Origin of the sequence: Spiroplasma gladiatoris (assembly GCF_004379335.1) — a bacterium.
GTDB classification, from domain to species: Bacteria; Bacillota_I; Bacilli_A; order Mycoplasmatales; family Mycoplasmataceae; genus Spiroplasma_A; species Spiroplasma_A gladiatoris.
Map to the genome: position 1 here is coordinate 868,563 of NZ_CP038013.1, position 21,354 is coordinate 889,916.

The 21,354-nt window shown below is 28.2% G+C and carries 18 protein-coding genes, 2 rRNA genes and 1 pseudogene; 5 read left to right on the forward strand and 16 right to left on the reverse strand.

From position 1 onward, the window contains the following. The first annotated feature begins 49 nt into the window (after window positions 1-49). Both SGLAD_RS05555 and SGLAD_RS03855 read left to right on the forward strand, forming a co-directional pair. Window positions 50-1,317, forward strand: a pseudogene (locus SGLAD_RS05555) (transposase family protein). 111 nt (window positions 1,318-1,428) lie between these two features. Next, the gene (locus SGLAD_RS03855; RefSeq protein WP_134297749.1) at window positions 1,429-1,905 is read left to right on the forward strand and encodes a hypothetical protein; all 477 of its coding nucleotides are present in this window, start codon (window positions 1,429-1,431) and stop codon (window positions 1,903-1,905) included. A gap of 8 nt (window positions 1,906-1,913) precedes the next feature. On the opposite strand, the gene SGLAD_RS03860 is transcribed toward SGLAD_RS03855, so the two are convergent. Next, entirely contained in the window at window positions 1,914-3,170 is a 1,257-nt protein-coding gene (locus SGLAD_RS03860; RefSeq protein ID WP_134297751.1) for a hypothetical protein, read from the reverse strand. A gap of 204 nt (window positions 3,171-3,374) precedes the next feature. On the opposite strand from SGLAD_RS03860, the gene SGLAD_RS03865 reads away from it, so the two are divergent. From SGLAD_RS03865 to SGLAD_RS05340, 3 genes are all read left to right on the forward strand, one after another. Beyond that, complete coding sequence (locus tag SGLAD_RS03865; protein ID WP_134297753.1) at window positions 3,375-3,596, forward strand: hypothetical protein; 222 nt, start codon at window positions 3,375-3,377, stop codon at window positions 3,594-3,596. 252 nt (window positions 3,597-3,848) lie between these two features. Further along, window positions 3,849-4,058, forward strand: a complete 210-nt coding sequence (locus SGLAD_RS03870) for a hypothetical protein (protein WP_134297755.1) — start codon at window positions 3,849-3,851, stop codon at window positions 4,056-4,058. Between the two features lie 303 nt (window positions 4,059-4,361). After that, a complete protein-coding gene (locus SGLAD_RS05340) occupies window positions 4,362-4,514 on the forward strand; it encodes a hypothetical protein (protein WP_166739173.1) in 153 nt (50 codons plus the stop codon). 466 nt (window positions 4,515-4,980) lie between these two features. Here SGLAD_RS05340 and SGLAD_RS03875 read toward each other — a convergent pair whose 3' ends face one another. The 15 genes from SGLAD_RS03875 to SGLAD_RS03945 all read right to left on the reverse strand — a co-directional run bounded on the left by SGLAD_RS03875 (window position 4,981) and on the right by SGLAD_RS03945 (window position 21,295). Further along, window positions 4,981-6,432, reverse strand: a complete 1,452-nt coding sequence (locus SGLAD_RS03875) for a glycoside hydrolase family 32 protein (protein ID WP_134297756.1) — start codon at window positions 6,430-6,432, stop codon at window positions 4,981-4,983. 12 nt (window positions 6,433-6,444) lie between these two features. Further along, a complete protein-coding gene (locus SGLAD_RS03880; protein WP_134297758.1) occupies window positions 6,445-8,085 on the reverse strand; it encodes a PTS transporter subunit EIIB in 1,641 nt (546 codons plus the stop codon). 123 nt (window positions 8,086-8,208) lie between these two features. Continuing rightward, window positions 8,209-8,610 (reverse strand): cell division protein SepF, encoded by a 402-nt coding sequence (gene sepF, locus SGLAD_RS03885; RefSeq protein WP_134297761.1) that lies wholly within the window; start codon window positions 8,608-8,610, stop codon window positions 8,209-8,211. Between the two features lie 3 nt (window positions 8,611-8,613). After that, window positions 8,614-9,897, reverse strand: a complete 1,284-nt coding sequence (gene ftsZ, locus SGLAD_RS03890) for a cell division protein FtsZ (RefSeq protein WP_134297764.1) — start codon at window positions 9,895-9,897, stop codon at window positions 8,614-8,616. A gap of 21 nt (window positions 9,898-9,918) precedes the next feature. Then, window positions 9,919-11,349, reverse strand: a complete 1,431-nt coding sequence (locus SGLAD_RS03895; RefSeq protein WP_134297766.1) for a cell division protein FtsA — start codon at window positions 11,347-11,349, stop codon at window positions 9,919-9,921. A gap of 1 nt (window position 11,350) precedes the next feature. After that, complete coding sequence (gene rsmH, locus SGLAD_RS03900) at window positions 11,351-12,295, reverse strand: 16S rRNA (cytosine(1402)-N(4))-methyltransferase RsmH (RefSeq protein ID WP_134297768.1); 945 nt, start codon at window positions 12,293-12,295, stop codon at window positions 11,351-11,353. After that, window positions 12,295-12,726, reverse strand: coding sequence for a division/cell wall cluster transcriptional repressor MraZ (gene mraZ, locus SGLAD_RS03905; RefSeq protein ID WP_134297771.1), 432 nt, complete (start codon window positions 12,724-12,726; stop codon window positions 12,295-12,297). The genes rsmH and mraZ overlap by 1 nt, the downstream gene beginning before the upstream one ends. Before the next feature lie 136 nt (window positions 12,727-12,862). Further along, on the reverse strand, window positions 12,863-13,168 hold the full coding sequence (locus SGLAD_RS03910; RefSeq protein WP_134297773.1) for a hypothetical protein: 306 nt from the start codon (window positions 13,166-13,168) through the stop codon (window positions 12,863-12,865). 98 nt (window positions 13,169-13,266) lie between these two features. After that, complete coding sequence (rpmF, locus tag SGLAD_RS03915; protein ID WP_134297776.1) at window positions 13,267-13,443, reverse strand: 50S ribosomal protein L32; 177 nt, start codon at window positions 13,441-13,443, stop codon at window positions 13,267-13,269. Between the two features lie 15 nt (window positions 13,444-13,458). Then, on the reverse strand, window positions 13,459-13,962 hold the full coding sequence (locus tag SGLAD_RS03920) for a YceD family protein (protein WP_134297779.1): 504 nt from the start codon (window positions 13,960-13,962) through the stop codon (window positions 13,459-13,461). Beyond that, the gene (pheT, locus tag SGLAD_RS03925) at window positions 13,963-16,380 is read right to left on the reverse strand and encodes a phenylalanine--tRNA ligase subunit beta (RefSeq protein WP_134297780.1); all 2,418 of its coding nucleotides are present in this window, start codon (window positions 16,378-16,380) and stop codon (window positions 13,963-13,965) included. A 10-nt stretch (window positions 16,381-16,390) separates the two neighbouring features. Beyond that, window positions 16,391-17,443 carry a phenylalanine--tRNA ligase subunit alpha gene (gene pheS, locus SGLAD_RS03930; protein ID WP_134297783.1) on the reverse strand — a complete coding sequence of 351 codons (1,053 nt, stop codon included), beginning with the start codon at window positions 17,441-17,443 and terminating at the stop codon, window positions 16,391-16,393. A gap of 33 nt (window positions 17,444-17,476) precedes the next feature. Continuing rightward, on the reverse strand, window positions 17,477-18,061 hold the full coding sequence (locus SGLAD_RS03935) for a hypothetical protein (RefSeq protein WP_134297786.1): 585 nt from the start codon (window positions 18,059-18,061) through the stop codon (window positions 17,477-17,479). 112 nt (window positions 18,062-18,173) lie between these two features. Continuing rightward, window positions 18,174-18,279 (reverse strand): 5S ribosomal RNA (gene rrf, locus SGLAD_RS03940). Between the two features lie 107 nt (window positions 18,280-18,386). Further along, window positions 18,387-21,295 (reverse strand): 23S ribosomal RNA (locus SGLAD_RS03945). Window positions 21,296-21,354 lie beyond the last annotated feature (59 nt).

A 21,354-nucleotide genomic window follows, 5' to 3' on the forward strand; every position in this document is an offset into this window, starting at 1 on the left:
ATACTTTTTTAAAGTTTTTTTATTGTATTTATATGAATAACAAGCGATTATGTCACAAACAATTAACAAGCAATTATGTCACAAGCAAAATATACTTGAAGTCATTATAATGAAACAAATTAAATTAGTGGTTATAAAAGGTTTATCTAATAAATTACATGATATAAACACAAGTGCAGAAACACTTGGTTGATCAAAAAGATACACATATAGAAAATTAAAAGAGTACAAAAAAATTTGACCAAAAGCATTTATTCATAAAAACACTGGGAAAACGCCAAAAAATAAAATAGATCATGATAATAAAGAAAAAATAATTAGTCTTTATAAATTAAAATATTATGATTTTAGCATGTTAGATTATTGAGAAAATTGTTGAAAAGATAAAATAAGCTATTCTTCATTAAGAAATATAACGAAAGAAAATAATGAGTTAGTTTTTAGTATGCATAGAAAAACTAAAAAAGAAATTAGATTAAGAACAAAGCGTTTAAAAAATGATTTAGAATCATTAGTTATAATTAAAAATAAAATTCCATTATTAAAACACCCTCACCCAACCCAAAAAAGAGAAACAAACTTTGGAGCAATTTTTGAAGCAGAACTTCAAATCACGAGTGAATTAAAGGAGTAAAAAGTCATTTACACATTGTAATTAATAATCGAAATGTATTTAGCTCTAAAATAAATAGAGACTCTGAAAGGTATTCAGAGTCTCGTTCTTAATTGCAATTTATTTTTCATTCTTTAAAAGTATCAACAAAAACTACCTCTATACCACAAGAAAAAGTTTTGGTTGAGAGAACTCTTGGTACCCTTCAAAGAAGATGTCCTCAAAGAATTCGAATTAAAAATATTAAAACAATTGAAGAGTTGAAAGCTTATTTACCTACATTGATCAAAGAATATAATAAAAATATTCAACTCCTAATAATAATTGTAAATCGGTTGTAAGAAAATTCACAGAAAATCCAAATATTGTATTTCATACAAAACCACAAGGATTGTGAATAAAGGTTCAAGTATTGATTATGATAATAAAAAATGGTTTGTTTGTTTAGGATATGACCGCTGTATTTAAATCCAAAAACAAAAATTATGATTATGAAAACTCAAGATAATAAATATTATACTTCAATTGGTAATGATGTATATAATTTAATAGAAATAGATGACAATAGACTTCACGGTAATAAATATACAATTAAAAAAGAAAAACTAGAGTCTATTAAACCATCAAAAATCGAAAGTCCATGAAAATATAGTAATTGATACTTCTTTAATAAGAAAAGAATAAATACAAGAAGCATATATTAATATATTGTTTTTTGTGACATAATCGCTTACAATCAACATACTTTTTTAAAGTTTTTTATTGTATTCTTAAATAAAAGTAAGTAAATAATTTATAATTAATGAGAGGTAATTATGAGCAAAAAAAATGGAGTAAGACAACAGCTAAAAGATCTTAGTAAAAAAAGAAAAGAAAGTTTCAATGATCAAGTAAATGACGCTATTAATGAAATTAAAAGTGGTGGAATAGAAAGAGAAATTGAATACTTAGATGCAAAAAAACTTCGCTGATATGACTATTTAACATTGTTTTTCGCTTATTTAATAGTACTTGGAATTAGTTTTTTAATTGGAATATATGCTTTTAAAGATATTGTTAAAACAGAATATATTTGCACAGCAATATCTTTAATGGGGTTTTTTATATGATTAATAATGGGTTATATTAGAAATAGAAATACTGCAAGGTACTTTAATGATGCTAGAAGAAGATATGATTCAACAGTAACTCCTGAAGAAGGACATAATAGAAGAATAGCAAAAATTATTTTTTTATTTTCAATTTTAATGCTTATAACTTGCGTAGTTATGTTAATAGTTTGAAATGCATAAATTAAATTTTATTTATTTATAAACTTACTTGAAAAAACAGACAATATTCAGTATACAAAAATTACTGAAAAGTTAATTAAATATGTTTGGTTTGATTCTGTGTTAGTTATTGAAAAATAATTCAAAGTAAATGAAACAACAAATAAAATTACTGGAATAATAATATTAAATATTAAATTTAAAATATTGAATGTTCTATGTTCGAATAATTCTAATATACTTGAAAAAATATAACTCAATAACATGGCAGATAAAATTATATAAACCAAATAACACAAAAATGTTATTAAATCAGACTCGTATCAATCGTTTGAGCTTTTCATAATTGGTGAAAAAATTACATTTAAAAACATGTCTAAAAAAATTATGAAGATAAAAGCAAAATAAGTAATCAATTGTGGTCAAAATATTTTAATGTGATGTTTTTTTGAATTATAAATTAAGTTAATTATATAAAATAATGACGATATAAAAAATACACTTAAAGAAAATGACGCATAAAAATATCGGTTTAAAGTAACGTTTAAACTATATAGTCCAAATCCAATTGCTGCAAATAAAAATAATGATAAAAAAAATGCTGGATATAAAAAATATGAAAATCTCATTACATATAAACTTGTAACTTTTCATTTGTTAACAACATATTCTTCACAATGAGTATCACGATTAAATAAAGTCATATAAAAACTTATAACTATTCAGCTATTTTTGTTGTAATATTCATTTACTCTTCTAAGCTCAAATAAGTTTTCACTTTTTTTATAACCTAAACGATCTTTTTCTTTGTTATAAATTGTTCTAATACTTTCACTTATTAAATTACATGATTGAATTAAATCGCTATAATCATGTTCTGATAATAAACGACTAGTTAATTCGTCTAACAATAAGTTTAAATAAACCGGTCGATATTTTATATTTGCATAATATTTAACAAAATATTTGATTTTGTTCAAATCTTTTTCTTCAATACTATTTTTTAAATTATTAATATAATCTAAAACACTTTCAAATTCAAATAAAATATTATTTCTTAGATTTTTTTTATAATCTGATAAGTTTTTAATATTATAAAACAAGATTGTTTTTACAGCTCCATAAACAATTGTAAAAATTGATCCTAAAATAATTAATTTAAAAGGAGAAAAAATTTCATAGACTGTACTATTTGTATTTTTACTATTATCAATTCAAGCACTGTAGATGTAATACAAAAAAGTCATCAATGTTATAAAAACTATTTCATAAATTATTTTTTTCATAAATTATTCCTTTGCTAATTATTATTATAAATAAAAACACATAATAATGTAAAAATTTTATTATATATAAAGGTAAATCAAATTTTTTAATATTTTTAAAAAAATTTTTTAAAATAATAGTATTAATACTAATATTAACTTGCTCACATTTTATTAGAGTTATTATAAAATGATATGATAAAATTAATTTTGGAGGAATAAAATATGAGAGAAGCTTCTTATACACTTTCAATAATTGCAACGGTTATTTTTAGTATTTTTATAATACCTTTAGCATGAACAATTCCGATGACAATCATAACTAAAAATACTATTAATGATGGAAAAGAACATATTGCATTAGGAATATGTCACATATTATTTATGCCTTTAGTAGGAATAATATCAGGTATTTTGTTGTTATTACAAGAAAATAAGACTGATTAATTTTTTAAAATTGAATAAAAAAACAAAAAATTTAATTTTAAATAAATATAATTCTCTAAGTATACATTATGTTAAAAAAAACATAAAATTATACAAGGAGAATTTTTTATATGGCAAGTTTAAAAGAAAATAAGTCAAATATTCTAGATTTTAATACTAAAAGAAAGAATTAATAAATAAGTACTTTTTCAAAATTTATCTTTTAGAGATTTACCAAAAACTTACAATATATCATATTCAACAGTTAGAAGAATGTATTTAAATTGAAAAGTTTATAGTGATAAATCACTTATTTTGAAAAATGGAAAACATAACAAACATAATGAAAAAATTAGAACTAATTTAAAAGATTCAAAGGATAAGAAAATCACTGAAATAAACAAAAAACTAAAATGATTAGAAATGGAAAATGAGTTTTTAAAAAAATTAAATGAACTAATCGAAAACTCAGAAAAAAAATAAATAATTATTATAAAACAATAGATAAATATAAAAATAAATATTCAATTTTTGCTTTATGTAAATTATTAAATATAACTAGAGCTAGTTATTATAGCTAATTTAAAAAAATAAGCCAGAATATGACTTAAAATTAGATATGAATTTAGTTTATAAAATAAAAGATATTTTTATGAAAAAAATGGAATTTATTGAGCGCCAATAATAAAAATAATTTTTAATAATAAAGGCATTATGGTAATTAAACCAAAATACTTAGAATTATGAAAATGTACAGAAAACCAAAAGAAGTTAAAAATATAACATATGGCTACAATCAAGTTAACAGAAATTGATCTTTGTATTAAAAAAATGAGTTATGAGTTACATATATACCGTTTGACAAAAATTTTTGCATATTTAAGTGTTATAAAAGATGCAAATACTGGCTTTATAGTTGGTCATAAAGTATCTTTGTAAAACGATATAGATATTTATGAAAAATCACTAGAGAGAGCTTCGCTACATAGAAAAGATATATCTAAAAAACTTATTTTTCATTCTGATAATAGAATACAGTATACATAGATATTTGCAAGACGATATGCTAAAAAAATAACATGATAATATCATTATCTAGACCTGGTAACTCTATTGATAATGCAATGTGTGAAACTTTTTTCTCTTCATTAAAGGAAGAATGAAAAACTAAATTAAAACAAAATAGTTTTATCAATCTAAAAAAGGTAATAAATAATTATGTAGAGTTTTATAACTATACAAGAATAATGATTAAACATAATGGACCTCCGGCATATGTTTATATCGGTTTTATTCCACATAAAAAAATACTTCAAATAATTTTGAAGTATTCTTATAAAAAAACATTTTGTATACTTGAAAAAGTATATTTACCATTTAATGTTTTATTAAATATTCACACATTTTATTTTACAAGCATTGGTCTTATATCTGAAATTTCAAATTCTTGTTCATTTGAAAATTCAATTCTATTAAAGTTTTTCACAAAGAATCTTGAGCTAAATACAGTTTTATAATCATCTGCAAACAATTCTATTGATGAAGAATCAATAAAAATTTCTACAACTTGAGATTTTTGTTTTACTTTACGTACAGCATATCTTGGTGTTTCATAATCTCAATCAACTTTTTCACCTTGATTAGTTCTATCCATCATAATTTCTTCTTCATTAAATTGAACCTCTAAATATTCATTATTATCATTTAATATTTTAAAACTTGTATTACCAACTAATTCAAATTTTAAATGTTTTGCCTTTGAAACTTGAATTAAACTAGTTTTTTTAGTTACAGTGTTAGTTAATACTTGATCACAAAAGTCACTAAATGGTTTTTGAGTCAATTGTTCTCCATCAAATCCTAGTTCTCTTGGAATTGTTAACATTGAATGTCATGAATAACGATCAGTTGGATATTGAACATCAACACAACCAAATCATCCATAACATAATAATGAATTATCTTTTCAATAAGTTTGAGGAGCGTAATAGTCATATCCATAGTCCATTTGCATTAATGGAAATTTTTCATGCAATTCATTTGAGTCAAAATCAATTTTATCAAGTAAAGTATAAACAACATTTCTTGAATTGTTTAATTCATATTTATTACTGTCATTAAAATAACCTTCTGCAGAAATGAAGAATAAATATTTTCCATCAAGTTTATCTAAGTTAGGACATTCTCACATATATCCATATGTGTTTCCTTTGATACTTGGTCTTAAAATTGTTTTAAATTCAAACTTATCAAAATCATGCATTTCATAAACTGCTAAACCACCAAGTTCATCTTCTTTACATTGAACTCCAAAAATCATATATTTACGATGATTGTGTTCAAATATTTTTGGATCTCTTGCATGAGGAGTAAATTTTGTTTCGTCTCATTCAACAGCTACTTTTTTGTTAATTACTTTTCCATCAACAAAATCAGCTACTAATTGAAGTTCTTCCGACATATTTCCTTTTCCATCTTCCATATTACCAGTGTAATAAATTTTTACTTGATCTCCAAAGTCATATGCACTTCCTGAAAATGCTCCATATTCTTCTTTTTCATGATCAGGAGTAACTGAAACTCCATGGTCTTGATAAGTTATAAAATCTTTTGTTGTTAAATATCTTCAGTGTTTAAAACCATGAAATGGTTCAATTGGAGTTCATTGATAATGAATGTGATGAACTCCATCTTTAAATAATAATGCATTTGGGTCATTTAATAACCCATTTGGTGGGGCAATGTGATAAGTAGGTCTGAAATAAACATCTTCTTCTACTAATTTGTTTGCTTGGTCATAATATTTTTGATCAATTTGATCATGTTTTTTTCATTTAATTTCTTCTATTCTTTTCATAATAACACCTCTTTAATTACTTTCTTTCACTTTTTTTGGTTTTTCTTTTTTTTGTTTTTCATTTATTAAATTCTCTGCTCCAGGAATTGGTGAAAAATCTCTTTCTAATACTGATTTAGTTAAGTTTTTGAAATATTTCACTCTAGATAATAAAATAGTTGCCGCAAACGTTGTTGCAAATGTTGCAATTATTGCAACTGCCATTCATAAGAATCCAGTTCCAGGTCAAGTTGTTATTCCAAAGTCTTTATACAAAGGGTCTGACGCGTTAGTAATAACACTTAAAAATACTAATAATGAACATGGCCCCATTGTTGTAAGAACTCCTGAAGCTGTTGTGATAATTACTCCAACAGTTGTTCCAATACTTGTTGCAATAACCGGGAATAAAAATCTTAATGCTACTCCAAATAATGCAGGTTCAGTAGAACCTCCAACAAATGCTATTAAATAAGAAGGAACTGCTGTTTTTTGTAGTTCTTTATTTTTTTTGTTCATAATTGCAAAAGCAAGAACACTTGTTGCAACTGCAATATTTAATTGTGTAAACATAGGATTAATTGAAGTTGCTCCATATGTCATAAATTGTTGTAAAGCAACAACAACAAATATTTGAATAAATCCAGTTACAACTAATCATGGTAAAGTTATAGCAAATAATGGATTAAAAATAAACTTAGCTATTTCATGGGTTGTTGCCCATAAAAGTGCGATATTCATTCCATAAGTTATTAACATTCCAATTGGCGCTAACAATAACATTCCTACAAAGAATGCTGCAATAGTTACAAATGGTAAACCAAACAACTCTTTTACAACACCGTATTTGATTTTTCTTACCAATCTTTCTAAATAAACTGCCATAAATCCAATTAAAACCAAAGGAAGAATTTGACCTTGATAAGATATTTTTCAAGGATAACCGCTTGATAAATTAGAGAAGCTTCAACTTTTTACTCCTTCACCTTCTCAAGTACCATCTGAACCTCAGTCAAATAATCCTTTTCCTGAACCCATAAAGTCATTTGTACTTGCTAAATCTTTAAAACATAAAGCAACTCCAATGGCTATACCGATTGCTTGACTTCCTCTCATTAATTTAAATATTGATCAAGGTATTAAAACACTAAAAGCAAGTTGTAAAGCATTTTGTAAAGATAAAAACATTTTTCCAATTGTATTTGTAATATCACTTAAATCTTTTAATGCTTTATCATCAACTTTTATTCCATTAAAAATATTTTGTATAGTAGAAACAATTGATAATGTTATTAAAAATGGGATGATTGGTTTTACAAGTACCCCAATTCCATCAGTTAATGATTTGAAAAAACCTTTTTTTATAGTTAAATTTACATCAAATAAATTAGGAACATTCTTTAAAGAAACTCCTAATGTTTCTAAAAAATCTTTATTAAAATCTTCAATTTTTTGTTTTACAATAAATTGAACTAAATTATCTTTTAAAACAACACCACTAACAAGCTCGTTTTCTTTTAATTTATCAAGCTCCAATTTACTAACATCTTTTAATTTAACTCTTATCCTAGTAGAACAATGACTAACATTTTCGATGTTTTCTGCTCTACCTAATATTTCTGTAATTAATTTTACATTAGGATCAATATCCTTATTTTTAGCAAAAATCTTCATTTTATTCCTTTCTTAAATAGATTAATTATTTTTCCAAAATAATTTTTTTTTAGAAAAAATTTCTATTTTAATAATTAAACCACTTTTTTAATTCGAAAAATAAAAAAAATAAAAAAATAAGCATTAGTTGCTTATTCAAAATTGATATACACCGTCATCTACTTTTTTATAGTCACCATCCAGAGCGTACATTACACCTGTTAAGAAATCTATCAGACGTTTTTTTTCTTCTTTTTGAATTATTGTTAAATTAACAGTCACTCTTTTAAATCTAATCAAACAATCAACTATTGCTTTAGTATCTTTGTAAGATTCTGGCTTAAAATGATTTACATGTGCTTCATCAAATTCAGTATTATCTCTATTTTTTTCAAGTTCTAAAGGCTGAGCTTTTTCGTTGACTATATCTCTATATTGTTGAGAGTTTTGGTTTTGTTGAGGAACTTGCTGTTTTAAATTTTGAATTTCTTGAACTTTTTTGCTATCAACAATTACTTCTTGAAATTTCTTTTTAAAAATGGCCATTTTCTATCATTTCTTTCTTAGGAACGGTGGAAAATCACCGTCTTCATCATCGACTGTGTCTTCAATTTTTCTTGCTATTTTTGGGTTTTGATCAAATTCACTAGCATTTTTTAAATTATCCATTCTTTGACCAACATTTTTTAATTCTTCATCTGCTATGTTAGATTGTTGTTGAACATAACTTGATTTTCTTTCTTGATCTTGATTTAAAAAATTAGATCTTCTTTCATGAGCGGGTTGAATATAATTTTCATTAATTTTATTTACTTCTAAATTACTTTCTTTAACTTTTTGTTCACTCGATTGCTTAGAACCATCAACTTCAATATTTGGAGCTACATAATCTGTGTCAAAACCAGTCGCAATAACTGTAACAATCAATTCATCATTTAAGTGTTCATTAATAGCAATACCAAAGATTAAGTTAATGTCTTGTCCACTAGCTTGCTTAATAATATCTGCTGCATCTTCTGCATCATTTAAAGATAATCCAGTTCCACCAGTTACGTTAACAATTGCATCTTTTGCCCCTCTTATTGAAGTTTCAAGCAACGCACTAGTAATAGCCTTATTAGCAGCTTCAATAGCTTTATCAGGACCAGAACCAATTCCTATTCCGAATAAAGCATTACCTTTACCTTTCATAATTGTTCTTACATCAGCAAAGTCCAAGTTAATTATTGCAGGAACCGCAATTAAATCAGTAATTGTTTGAACACCTTGTTTCAGAATGTTATCGGCTTCTCTGAAAGAATCTTTAACAGGAATTCCTCCAATAATATCTAATAAACGATCATTAGAAATAACTATTACTGAATCTACATATTTTTTTAATTCGCTTATACCTTGGATTGCATAGCTATTTCTCATTTTTCCTTCAAATCTAAATGGTTTAGTCACAATTGCAATAACAAGAGCTCCAGTTTCCATAGCCATTCTTGCTATTTCAGGTGCAGCACCAGTTCCAGTTCCTCCACCCATTCCAGAAGCAACAAAAATTAAGTCTGCATCTTTTAAAGCTTCTTTAATTTCATTTTCTGATTCTATTGCAGCTTTTTTTCCAACCTCAGGGTTGGCTCCAGCCCCAAGACCTTTTGAAATATTAGCTCCTAAAATTATTTTGTTTTCTGCACTACTTGCAGTTAAAACTTGTGCATCTGTGTTTGCGACAATAAACTCAACACCTTGAACATTATCTTCTATCATTCTATTAACAGCGTTACATCCACCACCACCAACACCAATCACCTTAATGTTTGCAGCATCTTTTACAAAATTACTTGACATACAACTTCCTCCTTAAATTCTTTATCTACTTGTTTGCTTTTTTATAATACCATTTTGATTTGTTAAATTATTAATATTTTGATGATTTTGTTGATTATTTAAACCGTTTTGATTTTGATAAATTGGATTAGCAACGTATCTTTGATTGTTTATTATTGGTTGATTAAATCTTTGATTTAAAATTGGATTTAATAAACTTTGGTTTGTTGGTACTTGATTGTTTAAACTATTTTTATTGTTTAAATCTTGTCTATTTAAATTGTATTGATTTTTATCTATTTCTACAAGACTTGTTTTAAATATTTTAGAAACTTTATTTGCATAATGACAAGTTTTTATAGCGCCACATAAAGATGTAGATCAAATTTGATTTGCACCAGTTACTAAAGAATAATAAATAAATACTTTATTTTTAAACTTACTTCTTGTAATTATTTTTTCAATTCCAGAAAGTTCAGTTATTTTTCCATTAAAATAAATTTTAAAATCTTTTTCCACTTTTGAAAACTCTTTATTAATATCTAAATCAACTAAATCAATAATGTAAAATATTTCTTCTAAAATTAATTGCTTTAATAATTTTGCATTGATCTCAATTGTTTTTTTCTCAGTATTTACATATTTTCGATAAATTATTTCACCATCACTTTTATTAGATCCAAAATTAAGCATTTTAAATAAATACATTTCTACAACTTTATTTTTAGCATTAATTTTTTGAGCAATGTTGCTAATGATTTGATTGATTCCAACTTGTCTTGAAACCCTTTTTATTAAAGTTTCTCTTGTAAAAAAAGAAATGTCTAAACTATTTGTGTTTCAATCAACAACAACTGCTGGCTCTTTAAAATGTATTTCATCAATACATTGTTTTGCTAAGACATATGTTTGAAAATATCTTGTTAAAATATTTTTTCCAGCAAATCTAACTACTTGTTCATGTGAATCATAAACTTCTTTTGTAATTGTATAAACTTTAGCCATCATAGAAATACTTGAAGCAACAAAACCAGGTTTTATATTTGCTCTTCTTTCTTTATTATTAATTAAGAATTCATAAGGTCTAACATTTATAACTTTTGTAAATTCATTTTCATTAATTGATTTTGCATCAATATATAAACTTTTTATATCTTCACTAGTTACTATACTTCTTTCGTTTTTGATAAATTTGTATGGTGATGCATTTGCAATTTTTAAGGTTTTAACAGGATAAATAATTCCAACATTAATAATTTTTTGATTAAAGGTGTTTTCATAATTTTTAATAGCTTTTACTAATTTTAATTTTGCACTACTAATATCAAGCACAACATCATTATCATCTAATCAATTACCTTTAAAACGCTCTTTAAATATAATTTTTAGACCAAGGTGTTCACGATATTTTCCAACAACAAAACGAATATCTTTTTTTGTTATTTCTAAAAATGCATAAACTTCGTCTTTCATATTATCCCACCTTTTTTATTGCTCATAATTTTGCACTATGTGCTCTTCTATTTAAATTTAACTCTTCATTACTAGGTTTAATTGGTTTTTTAACAAGTAGTTCAAACTCTTTTTGAGTAACTAATCCTTGTACTGGTAATTTAGCTAAAAATTTATCCTTTTCATCTGTAGTTTTAGCTTTAAAAATATCTTTAATTATTCTTTCTTCTAAAGAGTGAAAGCTAATCACAACAACTACTCCATTTTCATTAAGCAGTTCTAGTGCTTGATTTAAAGATTTTTTTAAAACTTCAAGCTCATCATTTACATGTATTCTTAAAGCTTGAAATACTTTTTTAGCTGGGTGTTTTTTTTGCTTTAATATTTTTTGAGGTAAAGCTGATTTAATAATATCAACTAACTCAAAAGTTGTATTAATTGGTTTATTTTCACGAAAACTAATAATTTTTTTTGCAATTTGAAAAGCAAAGTTTTCTTCACCATAATTTCTAAAAATAGAAGTTAGTTGTTTTAAATCATAAGTATTAATAACAGTTTTTGCTGTTAAAACATTATTATTAGTGTCCATTCTCATATCAAGTTCACTATCATAACGATAACTAAATCCTCGGTCTGCTATGTCGAACTGTGGTGAAGAAACACCTAAATCATATAATATTCCATCAACTTTACTAATTTTTTTTAAAGCAAGCAAAGCTTTTAAATATGCAAAATTACCTTCTAAAATAGTAAAGTTATTTGAAACTGCCCTAAGCTTCTCTTCACTATTTTTGATGGCTTCTAAATCTTGATCAATTGCATATAAATGCCCTGTTGTAAGTTTTTTTAAAATTTCAAAGCTATGTCCAGCACGCCCTAATGTGCAGTCAACATATATACCATTTGGTTTTATATGCAATAAATCAATTGATTCATTTAATAAAACTGATATATGTTCTTTTGACATTACTTTTCTCCGCCCAATTTCTCTGCAGCAGCATAAATTTGATCTTCATCAACTTCAGATAAGATCTTTTCATATGTGCTTTTATCTCAAATTTCCATTCTATCTCCTAGCCCTAGGATATAAACTTGTTTTGAGACACCAATTTTTTCTAATAAATTTGTGGGTATTTTTACTCTTCCAGATGAGTCAATTGTTAATTCATCAGAATTAGATAATATTAATCTTTCGATTGTTCTTGTAGCTCCATTGAAACTACTTCTTTTACCTAGTTCAGAAAGTAACTCATTAAATTTTTCTGGGGTTCTAATTTCTAAGCAATTTTCTACACCTTTAGAAACAAAAATGATATCTCCAAGTTTGTTTCTAAGTTTTGAAGGGATTGTTATTCTATTTTTATCATCTAAACTATGTTCAAATGTCCCAAGCAACATAATAATCCCCCACTTTCTCCCACATAGATACAATTATATACCTAAATTTAATATTTTCAAGAGATTATAGCTTTTTTCTCCCACAATAGATGTCATTGTATAAAAAAACTTAACGTTTTTTGTAAAACGTTAAGTTTTAATGTATAACTTTTCTTTGTAGTTTATTTATACAATCTAGATAAACAGATTGCTCTAACTTTTGAATATCATAAGCAATTAAATCTTTTTTTAAAACTTTTATTAACTGATTTTTAAAATTGGTGTAGTGATAATATATTGAATTTGTTACATTCAAACAAACCAATGGGTCAAGTTTATCTAAAATATCTCCTAATTTACTAACCTTATCTGTTATTAAGCTTAAGTCAATTTTGTTTTCATAAAAAGCGAGACAAATTGAGGTGTTTAATATTTCTAATTCTATTTCTTCTAAGTTTTTCATTTTTTCTTCTCCTACTTATTAAATCGAACAATTTAAAGAAAAAAATACGGTTTTACTAACAAAATAAAAAAAACAAGCATTAGCTTGTTTTAATTTTATTAATCTTTTTTTACAACTTCTTTATTTTTGTAATATCCGCATTCACGACAAACTCTATGTGGTTTTATTGTTGCTCCACAGTTTTGGCATGACATAAGAGATGCGCTCACTAATGCCAAGTGACTTCTTCTTTTATTCTTTGCAGCTTTACTGGTCTTTCTAAATGGTACAGCCATGTTTACACCCCCGATTTATTGATTTTTGAACTTAAACTCTTTTAATTTATCCCATCTAGGATCTTCTTTGTTTTCTTGTTCTTGTTGGTATTCTTCTTCAGATATTAAAGTAAAATCTTTACCGACAAATGAGATTTTACCATAATTAATTGTGAAATTCATAGGAATATTTAAAACAATTTGTTCTATTGCATACTCTAAAATGTTAAATGATTCTCCAAAAACAATATTTGCTTGATCATTAATAGCACTTTCAAAAAAATATTCATCATCTCAAACAAATTCTTCCTTTTTTATATCCACAACTTTACCATCTCTAGCATCAATTAACTTTAAATCGCAAGTAATTATTGCATTAATATTTATAGCTTTTAAAGATTCTTGATATTTAATTTTACCTTTAATACCAATATTGTTAATATCTTCAATTAATGCATGATTAAAGTTTTTAGATTCGATATTTTTATAAAAGTTATCAAGTTCAATATTTTTTTTAAGTATAATATCTTTTTTTAACATCTATTTAACCTCGATTTTAAGTTTTTCGATATTTTTTAATACTTTATTTCACTCTAATGAAACATCATTGTCTGTTAATTGTTGTTCATTGTTATTAAACTCAAATCCTACGCTAATTGCTGTTTTATAATTATTTTTTAGTTCCTCATCTTGATAAATATCTAACAATTTATAACTTGTTAAATAATTAATATCTTTTGTGATAGTTTTAATTATTTCGTTATACAAGCAATCTTGTCCAAGTATCATTGTTAAATCTCTAGAAGTTTTTTGATATTTTGATATTTCTTTAATAATATTTTTTTTATCAAATAGTTTCTCGATTCTTGACAAGCTAAGTTCTGCTAAATAGGTATTATCTAGTTTATTTGCTTGTTCATATCTTGGACTTAATTTAAAAATAAACCCAATTACTTGATTTTTATAAGTTATTTCAGTGTTTAAATAAGGATGTATATCATCATTTTTTAAACTAATTGGTTTAAATTCTAAATCCATTATACTGATTTGATATTGATTTAGAATTTCATCAATTATACCTTTAATTAGACCATAACTTGCTTCAATATCAAGATTATAAGCTTTTTGATAATATGGTTTTCCACTCATTAATATTGCTAAGTGCTTTTCACGAACTAAATTTTTATTGTAAACATCAGCAATTTCATATAATTTTAAGTTCTTATTTCCTTTAGAGTAATTTGAACCTGCGATTTCAACTGCACTTTGAGCTAAACTTAATCGATAAGTTTCTCTTAAATTACTTAATGGTGACATTAAATTTATTTCATCATTTATATTAAATAAATCTCATTTTTTTACAACTTCTTTATTTAATAATGAATAAGTTTTGATATTGTTAAAACCAATTCCAATTAAGTAGTTTTCAACTTGATTTTTTAATTTATTATTTAAGTTTTTATCCTTTAAAGTAGCTTTTAAAACTTGTTGATGAGGTTTTATGTTGTCATAACCATATAATCTTGCAACTTCTTCTGCAATATCTGCTTTATTTACAATATCAGTTCTTAAAGGGTCGACATTAAAAATTAAGCTATTTTTTTCTGTTTTTTCAATTTTAAAGTCTAAATTTTTAAATAATTTTTTAATTTTTTCAAAAGTTAAATCTAACCCTAAAAACTCATTTAAATATTCTAAATTAACTTCTATAGAAATAGGTTTATCTTTTGGTTCAATTTGAACTTCAATATTTGTATTTGCAGAATAAAGATTATATTGATCAAATCAGTAATGCACTCTTTGACTAGCGCAATTATAAAGTTTAGAACTTATTGGTTTAATTCATCTTTGCATTAAAACGCTACTAATGTTATTTGATTTTTGATGTTTTCTCATTAATATAGGATTTAAAGCTAAATAAACTACTAAAACTTGTTTAGTGGATGAACTTGGTAAAAAATAACTATTAATTTGAGAACCTAATGAACAAATTACTTCATCTGCACACATCAATTCATAATTGAAAGGTTTTTTATCGGTTGAATTATTTTCTATGTACAATTGTGCTTTTATTTTTTCAGGATCTAAAAACAAAATTGGTTGGCCGGTTTCAATAGTTATTGCATTAGCTAAATCTAGTCAAAAGTTTTGTGTTGATTTAGTTCCACAAAATTTTAATCATATGTCTTGATTTGAATAAATTTGAGGTTCTAATAATGAATCGTTAAGATTTTTAACTTCTTTTAAATCAAATAATTCCATAGCACAACTTTTTACAAGCTCATCTGTTAAATTAGATTGTTTTAAAGATACTGAAACATGATAAATCGAAGGTATTTGTTTAAGTTTACTTGTATATTCTTTAATGTCTTTATTAAAGTAATTTGCTAATTCCTTTGCTAATTGTAAAGCGCCTAAAGCGTCACTTCTATTTAGAGTTAAATCTACATCTCAAACAACATCATTAAACCCAATTAAATTCAGTACTTCATTACTACCAATTAATGAATATAAGTCATTTTTAGTGTGAATTGAATAAATACCTTCTTTTTCAATATCTGTTTGTACATCTTGATCTAGTCCAATTTCAGATAACGAACAAATCATACCTTCTGAAGTTTTTCCTTTAATTTCTTTTGTTTCCAATATTTGACCTGTTGAAATTTTTTTACCAGGACTAGCTACTATAACATATTGCCCTTCTTCAACATTACTTGCCCCACAAACAATTGGACTTACTAATTCTTCACCTTTATCAACAAAACAAAAATTTAGTTTTGTACCTTCAATTGGAGCTACATTTCCAACATGTCCTAAAGTTAATTGATCATTTAAATCACGATAAACTCTTTTAAATTCGACTTCAAATCCTAATGAATTCAATGCTGAGGTAATTTCTTCACTTCTAATATCTTTTAAATCTATAAAATTTTTTAATCAATTTCTTGTTAATCTCATAAATTACCTCCTAATCTCCAAAAAATTTAAATTGCTCTAAAAATCTAATATCATTTTCATAAAAATCTCTTATATTTTTAATGCCATATTTTAGCATCGCTACTCTTTCAACACCAATTCCAAACGCTAATCCTCCAACTGTTTCAGGATCTAAGCCGTTTTGTTTAATTACTTCAGGGTCTAACATTCCTGATCCTAATATTTCAATTCATCCTGTATTTTTACAAATATTGCATCCCTTTGTAGAGCAATTTACACATGAAATATCTACTTCACAACTTGGTTCGGTAAAAGGAAAAAAACTAGGTCTCATACGAATTTTTGTTTCTTTAGAAAATAAGCGTTTACACATGTATTCTAAAGTTCATTTCAAAGTAGCAAAGTTAATTTTTTTACCAACAGCAAAACCGTCAATTTGCATAAACTGATGTGAATGAGTTGCATCATCATCATCTCTTCGATAAACATTTCCATAACTAATTGATGCAATATCAATATCTTTAGTTTTTAATTTAGCAAGTTCACTTAATTTTCTAGCAGTCATATTTGTACAATGAGTTCTTAAAACATTATTATTATCAACGTAAAATGTGTCTTGCATATCCCTTGCTGGGTGTCCAATTGGCATGTTTAATTTTTGAAAACAATATTCATCAGATTCATATTCAGTTCCATCAACCATTTCATAACCAAGTTCAGTAAAAATATCTGTGATTTCTTCAATAATCATGTTTAAAGGATGTTTTGAACCTCTTTTAAAATTGATACCACTAATTGAAATATCTGTTTTTTCTTTTTCTAGTTGTTTTTTAAGTTCTTCATATTTGAATTGCTCTTCTAACTCGTTTAAAGTTGAATATATCTTAGTTCTTACTTCATTTATTTTAATTCCAAAAGTTTTTTTATCTTCAGGATTTAAAGTTTTTAATCCAGCAGAAATCTCATACAATGCAGAATCTTTAGAACCATATTGTTTTTTAAGAGCTTCAAAGTCTTTTTTAGAATTTAGCGTTTTTAATTCTTTATTAAAATCATTAAGAATTTGTTCTAATTTTTTTATCATAATTTCCTCACTTGCTATATCAAATAAATTATACTAAATAATCGCTTTTAATTTTGCTGTCTTTATATTAAATATTATTTGATTAATTTCGTATTTTAGTTGATCAATTAATCATTGATATTCATGGTTTATTTGATGAACTGATCTTAAATAAATTAATTTCCTATCTAAAACACTTTTTTTGAGAACTAAAAATTTTCATTCATAAAACAAATCTATGTCATAAAAAGTGTTGTTATACAAAATATCATTGTGGATATGATTATAAAATAAGTAATTAAAAAATACTTCTTCAATAAATGTTTTAAAATTTCAATAAAAAGAGTTTAAGTATTCTTTGCTTACATTGATAGTTTTATTGTCAATTAATTTTTTTACAATATCAATGTGTGATTTAAATAGTTTTCTTGTGTTTGATATTTTTAAAAAAATATCATCACTTTGTTGTTTGTTAAATTGTTTTTTAAAAACATTTTCACAAAAAGTAATTAAGTTGTTTATATTCACAAGTTCTATAATGCCTTCAAATTCTCAACTAAATTTTAAATCGTTAATTTTATAAATCTGAGTTTTTTTTGTAAATTTTTTATTAATATCTTCTACAAGTTTTCCAAACATATTAAACTCCTACTATGTTAAACATATTTATTATATCAAACTTAACTTTAGCAATTTGGTGCTTAATTAAAATAAAAAAAACACCTTTAAAAAGGTGTTTTTTTTATTTCTGAACTGGCGACGTCCTATTTTCGCATGATACTATCTTCGGCGCAGCTAGCCTTAACTTCTGTGTTCGGCATGGGAACAGGTGTGACCCTAGCGCTATTGTCACCAGATCTGAAATTTTTTTGAGAGTTTTTGGTTTTACAACCCAAATCATCCTCTCAAAACTGAATATTAGATGTTTAAATTAATAATACAAAATTAGTTTTTTGACTTCTTTCTAGAAAGACTCTCGATCTATTAGTATTGGTAAGCTGAACACGTCACCGTGCTTACACACCCAACCTATCAACCATGTGGTCTACATGGGATCTTACTTCCGAAGAATGGGAAAACTCATCTTGAAGGAGGCTTCTCGCTTAGATGCCTTCAGCGATTATCCTTTCCGCACATAGCTACCCTGCTATGCCACTGGCGTGACAACAGGAGCACCAGGGGTGCGTCCATTCCGGTCCTCTCGTACTAGGAACAGCTCTTCTCAATTTTCCTACGCCCACAACAGATAGGGACCAAACTGTCTCACGACGTTCTGAACCCAGCTCACGTACCGCTTTAATGGGCGAACAGCCCAACCCTTGGAACCGACTACAGCTCCAGGATGCGATGAGCCGACATCGAGGTGCCAAACCTCCCCGTCGATATGAACTCTTGGGGGAGATAAGCCTGTTATCCCCGGGGTAACTTTTATCCGTTGAGCGACGGCCCTTCCACACGGGACCGCCGGATCACTAAGTCCTGCTTTCGCATCTGTTCGACTTGTAAGTCTCGCAGTTAAGCACCCTTCTACCTTTGCGCTCTTCGTACGATTTCCGACCGTACTGAGGGTACCTTTGAGCGCCTCCGTTACATTTTAGGAGGCGACCGCCCCAGTCAAACTACCCACCAAACACTGTCCCCGACCCGGATAACGGGCCTAGGTTAGAACCTCAATGTAACAAGGGTGGTATTCCAAGGATGACTCCACAGCCACTAGCGTGACCGCTTCAAAGTCTCCCACCTATCCTCTACATGTTACACCAAAATTCAATATTAAGTTATAGTAAAGCTCCACGGGGTCTTTCCGTCTAGTTGCGGGTAACCAGCATCTTCACTGGTACTAAAATTTCACCGAGTCTATAGCCGAGACAGCGAAGGGATCATTACGCCTTTCGTGCGGGTCAGAACTTACCTGACAAGGAATTTCGCTACCTTAGGACCGTTATAGTTACGGCCGCCGTTCACCGGGGCTTCAATTCAATGCTTCGTCGAAACTAACATCTCCTCTTAACCTTCCGGCACTGGGCAGGCGTCACCCCCTATACTTCGTCTTACGACTTTGCAGAGAGCTGTGTTTTTGCTAAACAGTTGCCCCTCCCTCTTCACTGCGGCTCACCATAAGTGAGCACCCCTTCTTGCGAACGTACGGGGTCATTTTGCAGAGTTCCTTAGCTATAGTTATCTCGCTTGCCTTAGGATTCTCTCCTTGACCACGTGTGTTCGTTATGGGTACAGGCACCAAATAAATTAACACTAGAAGCTTTTCTTGGAAGCGTGGAGTCATGGACTTCGCTACTAGCCGAAGCGTTCACTCCCCATCATACTTCAGAGTTAAAGCACGCGGATTTGCCAACGTACACTCCTTTGTATTTAGACCGGCATATCCAACAGCCGGCATCCACTATCCTTCTCCGTCACTCCATCATTTTACTTGGTGGTACAGGAATATCAACCTGTTGTCCATCGACTACGCCTTTCGGCCTCGCCTTAGGTCCTGACTAACCCTGGGTGGACGAACCTTGCCCAGGAAACCTTGGTCAAACGGCATGGAGGATTCTCACCTCCAAACGTTACTCATGCCGGCATAATCTCTTCTAAGCGCTCCACCAGTCTTCACAGTCTGACTTCATCGCCCTTAGAACGCTCCCCTACCACTTACATTGCTGTAAATCCTAAACTTCGGTAATACGCTTAAGCCCCGGTACATTTTCGGCGCAAAGGCACTCGACTAGTGAGCTGTTACGCACTCTTTAAATGATGGCTGCTTCTGAGCCAACATCCTAGCTGTCTGTGCACCTTCACATCCTTACACACTTAGCGTATATTTAGGGACCTTAGTTGTAGATCTGGGCTGTTTCCCTCACGAGCATGGACCTTATCACCCATGTTCTGACTGCCGAGTATGAAATTATGGCATTCGCAGTTTAATTGTAATCAGTACCCCTAGGTGGGGCCATCATACATTCAGAGCTCTACCTCCATAATTCTAAACCTCGACGCTAGCCTTAAAGCTATATCGGGGAGAACTAGCTATCTCCAGGTTCGATTGGAATTTCACCCCTAGCCACAAGTCATCCACGGTCTTTTCAACGAACGTTGGTTCGGTCCTCCATTAGGTTTTACCCTAACTTCAACCTGCTCATGGCTAGATCACCTGGTTTCGTGTCTACGACAACATACTAAACGCCCTATTAAGGCTCGCTTTCACTACGGCTCCGTATATTCTACTTAACCTTGCATGTTATCGTAACTCGCCGGCTCTTTCTACAAAAAGCACGCTATCACCCATTAACGGGCTCTAGCTTCTTGTAAGCATATGGTTTCAGGGACTATTTCACTCCCCTCACGGGGTACTTTTCACCTTTCCCTCACGGTACTGGTTCACTATCGGTAAAATGGTAGTATTTAGGCTTACCCAGTGGTCTGGGTAGATTCCGACAAGGTTTCACGTGCCCCGCCGTACTCAGGATACTCTATCGAGATCAGTGCATTTCGCATACGGGAGTATCACCCTCTACGCTTGTGCTTCCCAACACATTCTGCTATACACTGATTTTGTAACTCTAACAAGAGTCCTACAACCCCGGCCCGTAGACCGGTTTGGCCTGTTCCGCTTTCGCTCGCCGCTACTTACAGAATCACATTCGTTTTCTATTCCTCTAGGTACTAAGATGTTTCAGTTCCCTAGGTTCCCGTTATATAACCTATGTATTCAGTTATAAACACTATGAGATTAATCATAGTAGGTTTCCCCATTCGGACATTTCCGGATCATAGCTTACTTCCAGCTCCCCGAAACTTTTCGCAGGTAGTCACGTCCTTCATCGGCTCCATTTTCCAAGGCATTCACCATATGCCCTTACTATACTTTCTTAAAAAGAAATCCTATTTTTGCATTATAGATAATCTAATAAATATGAAATTTCAGTTTT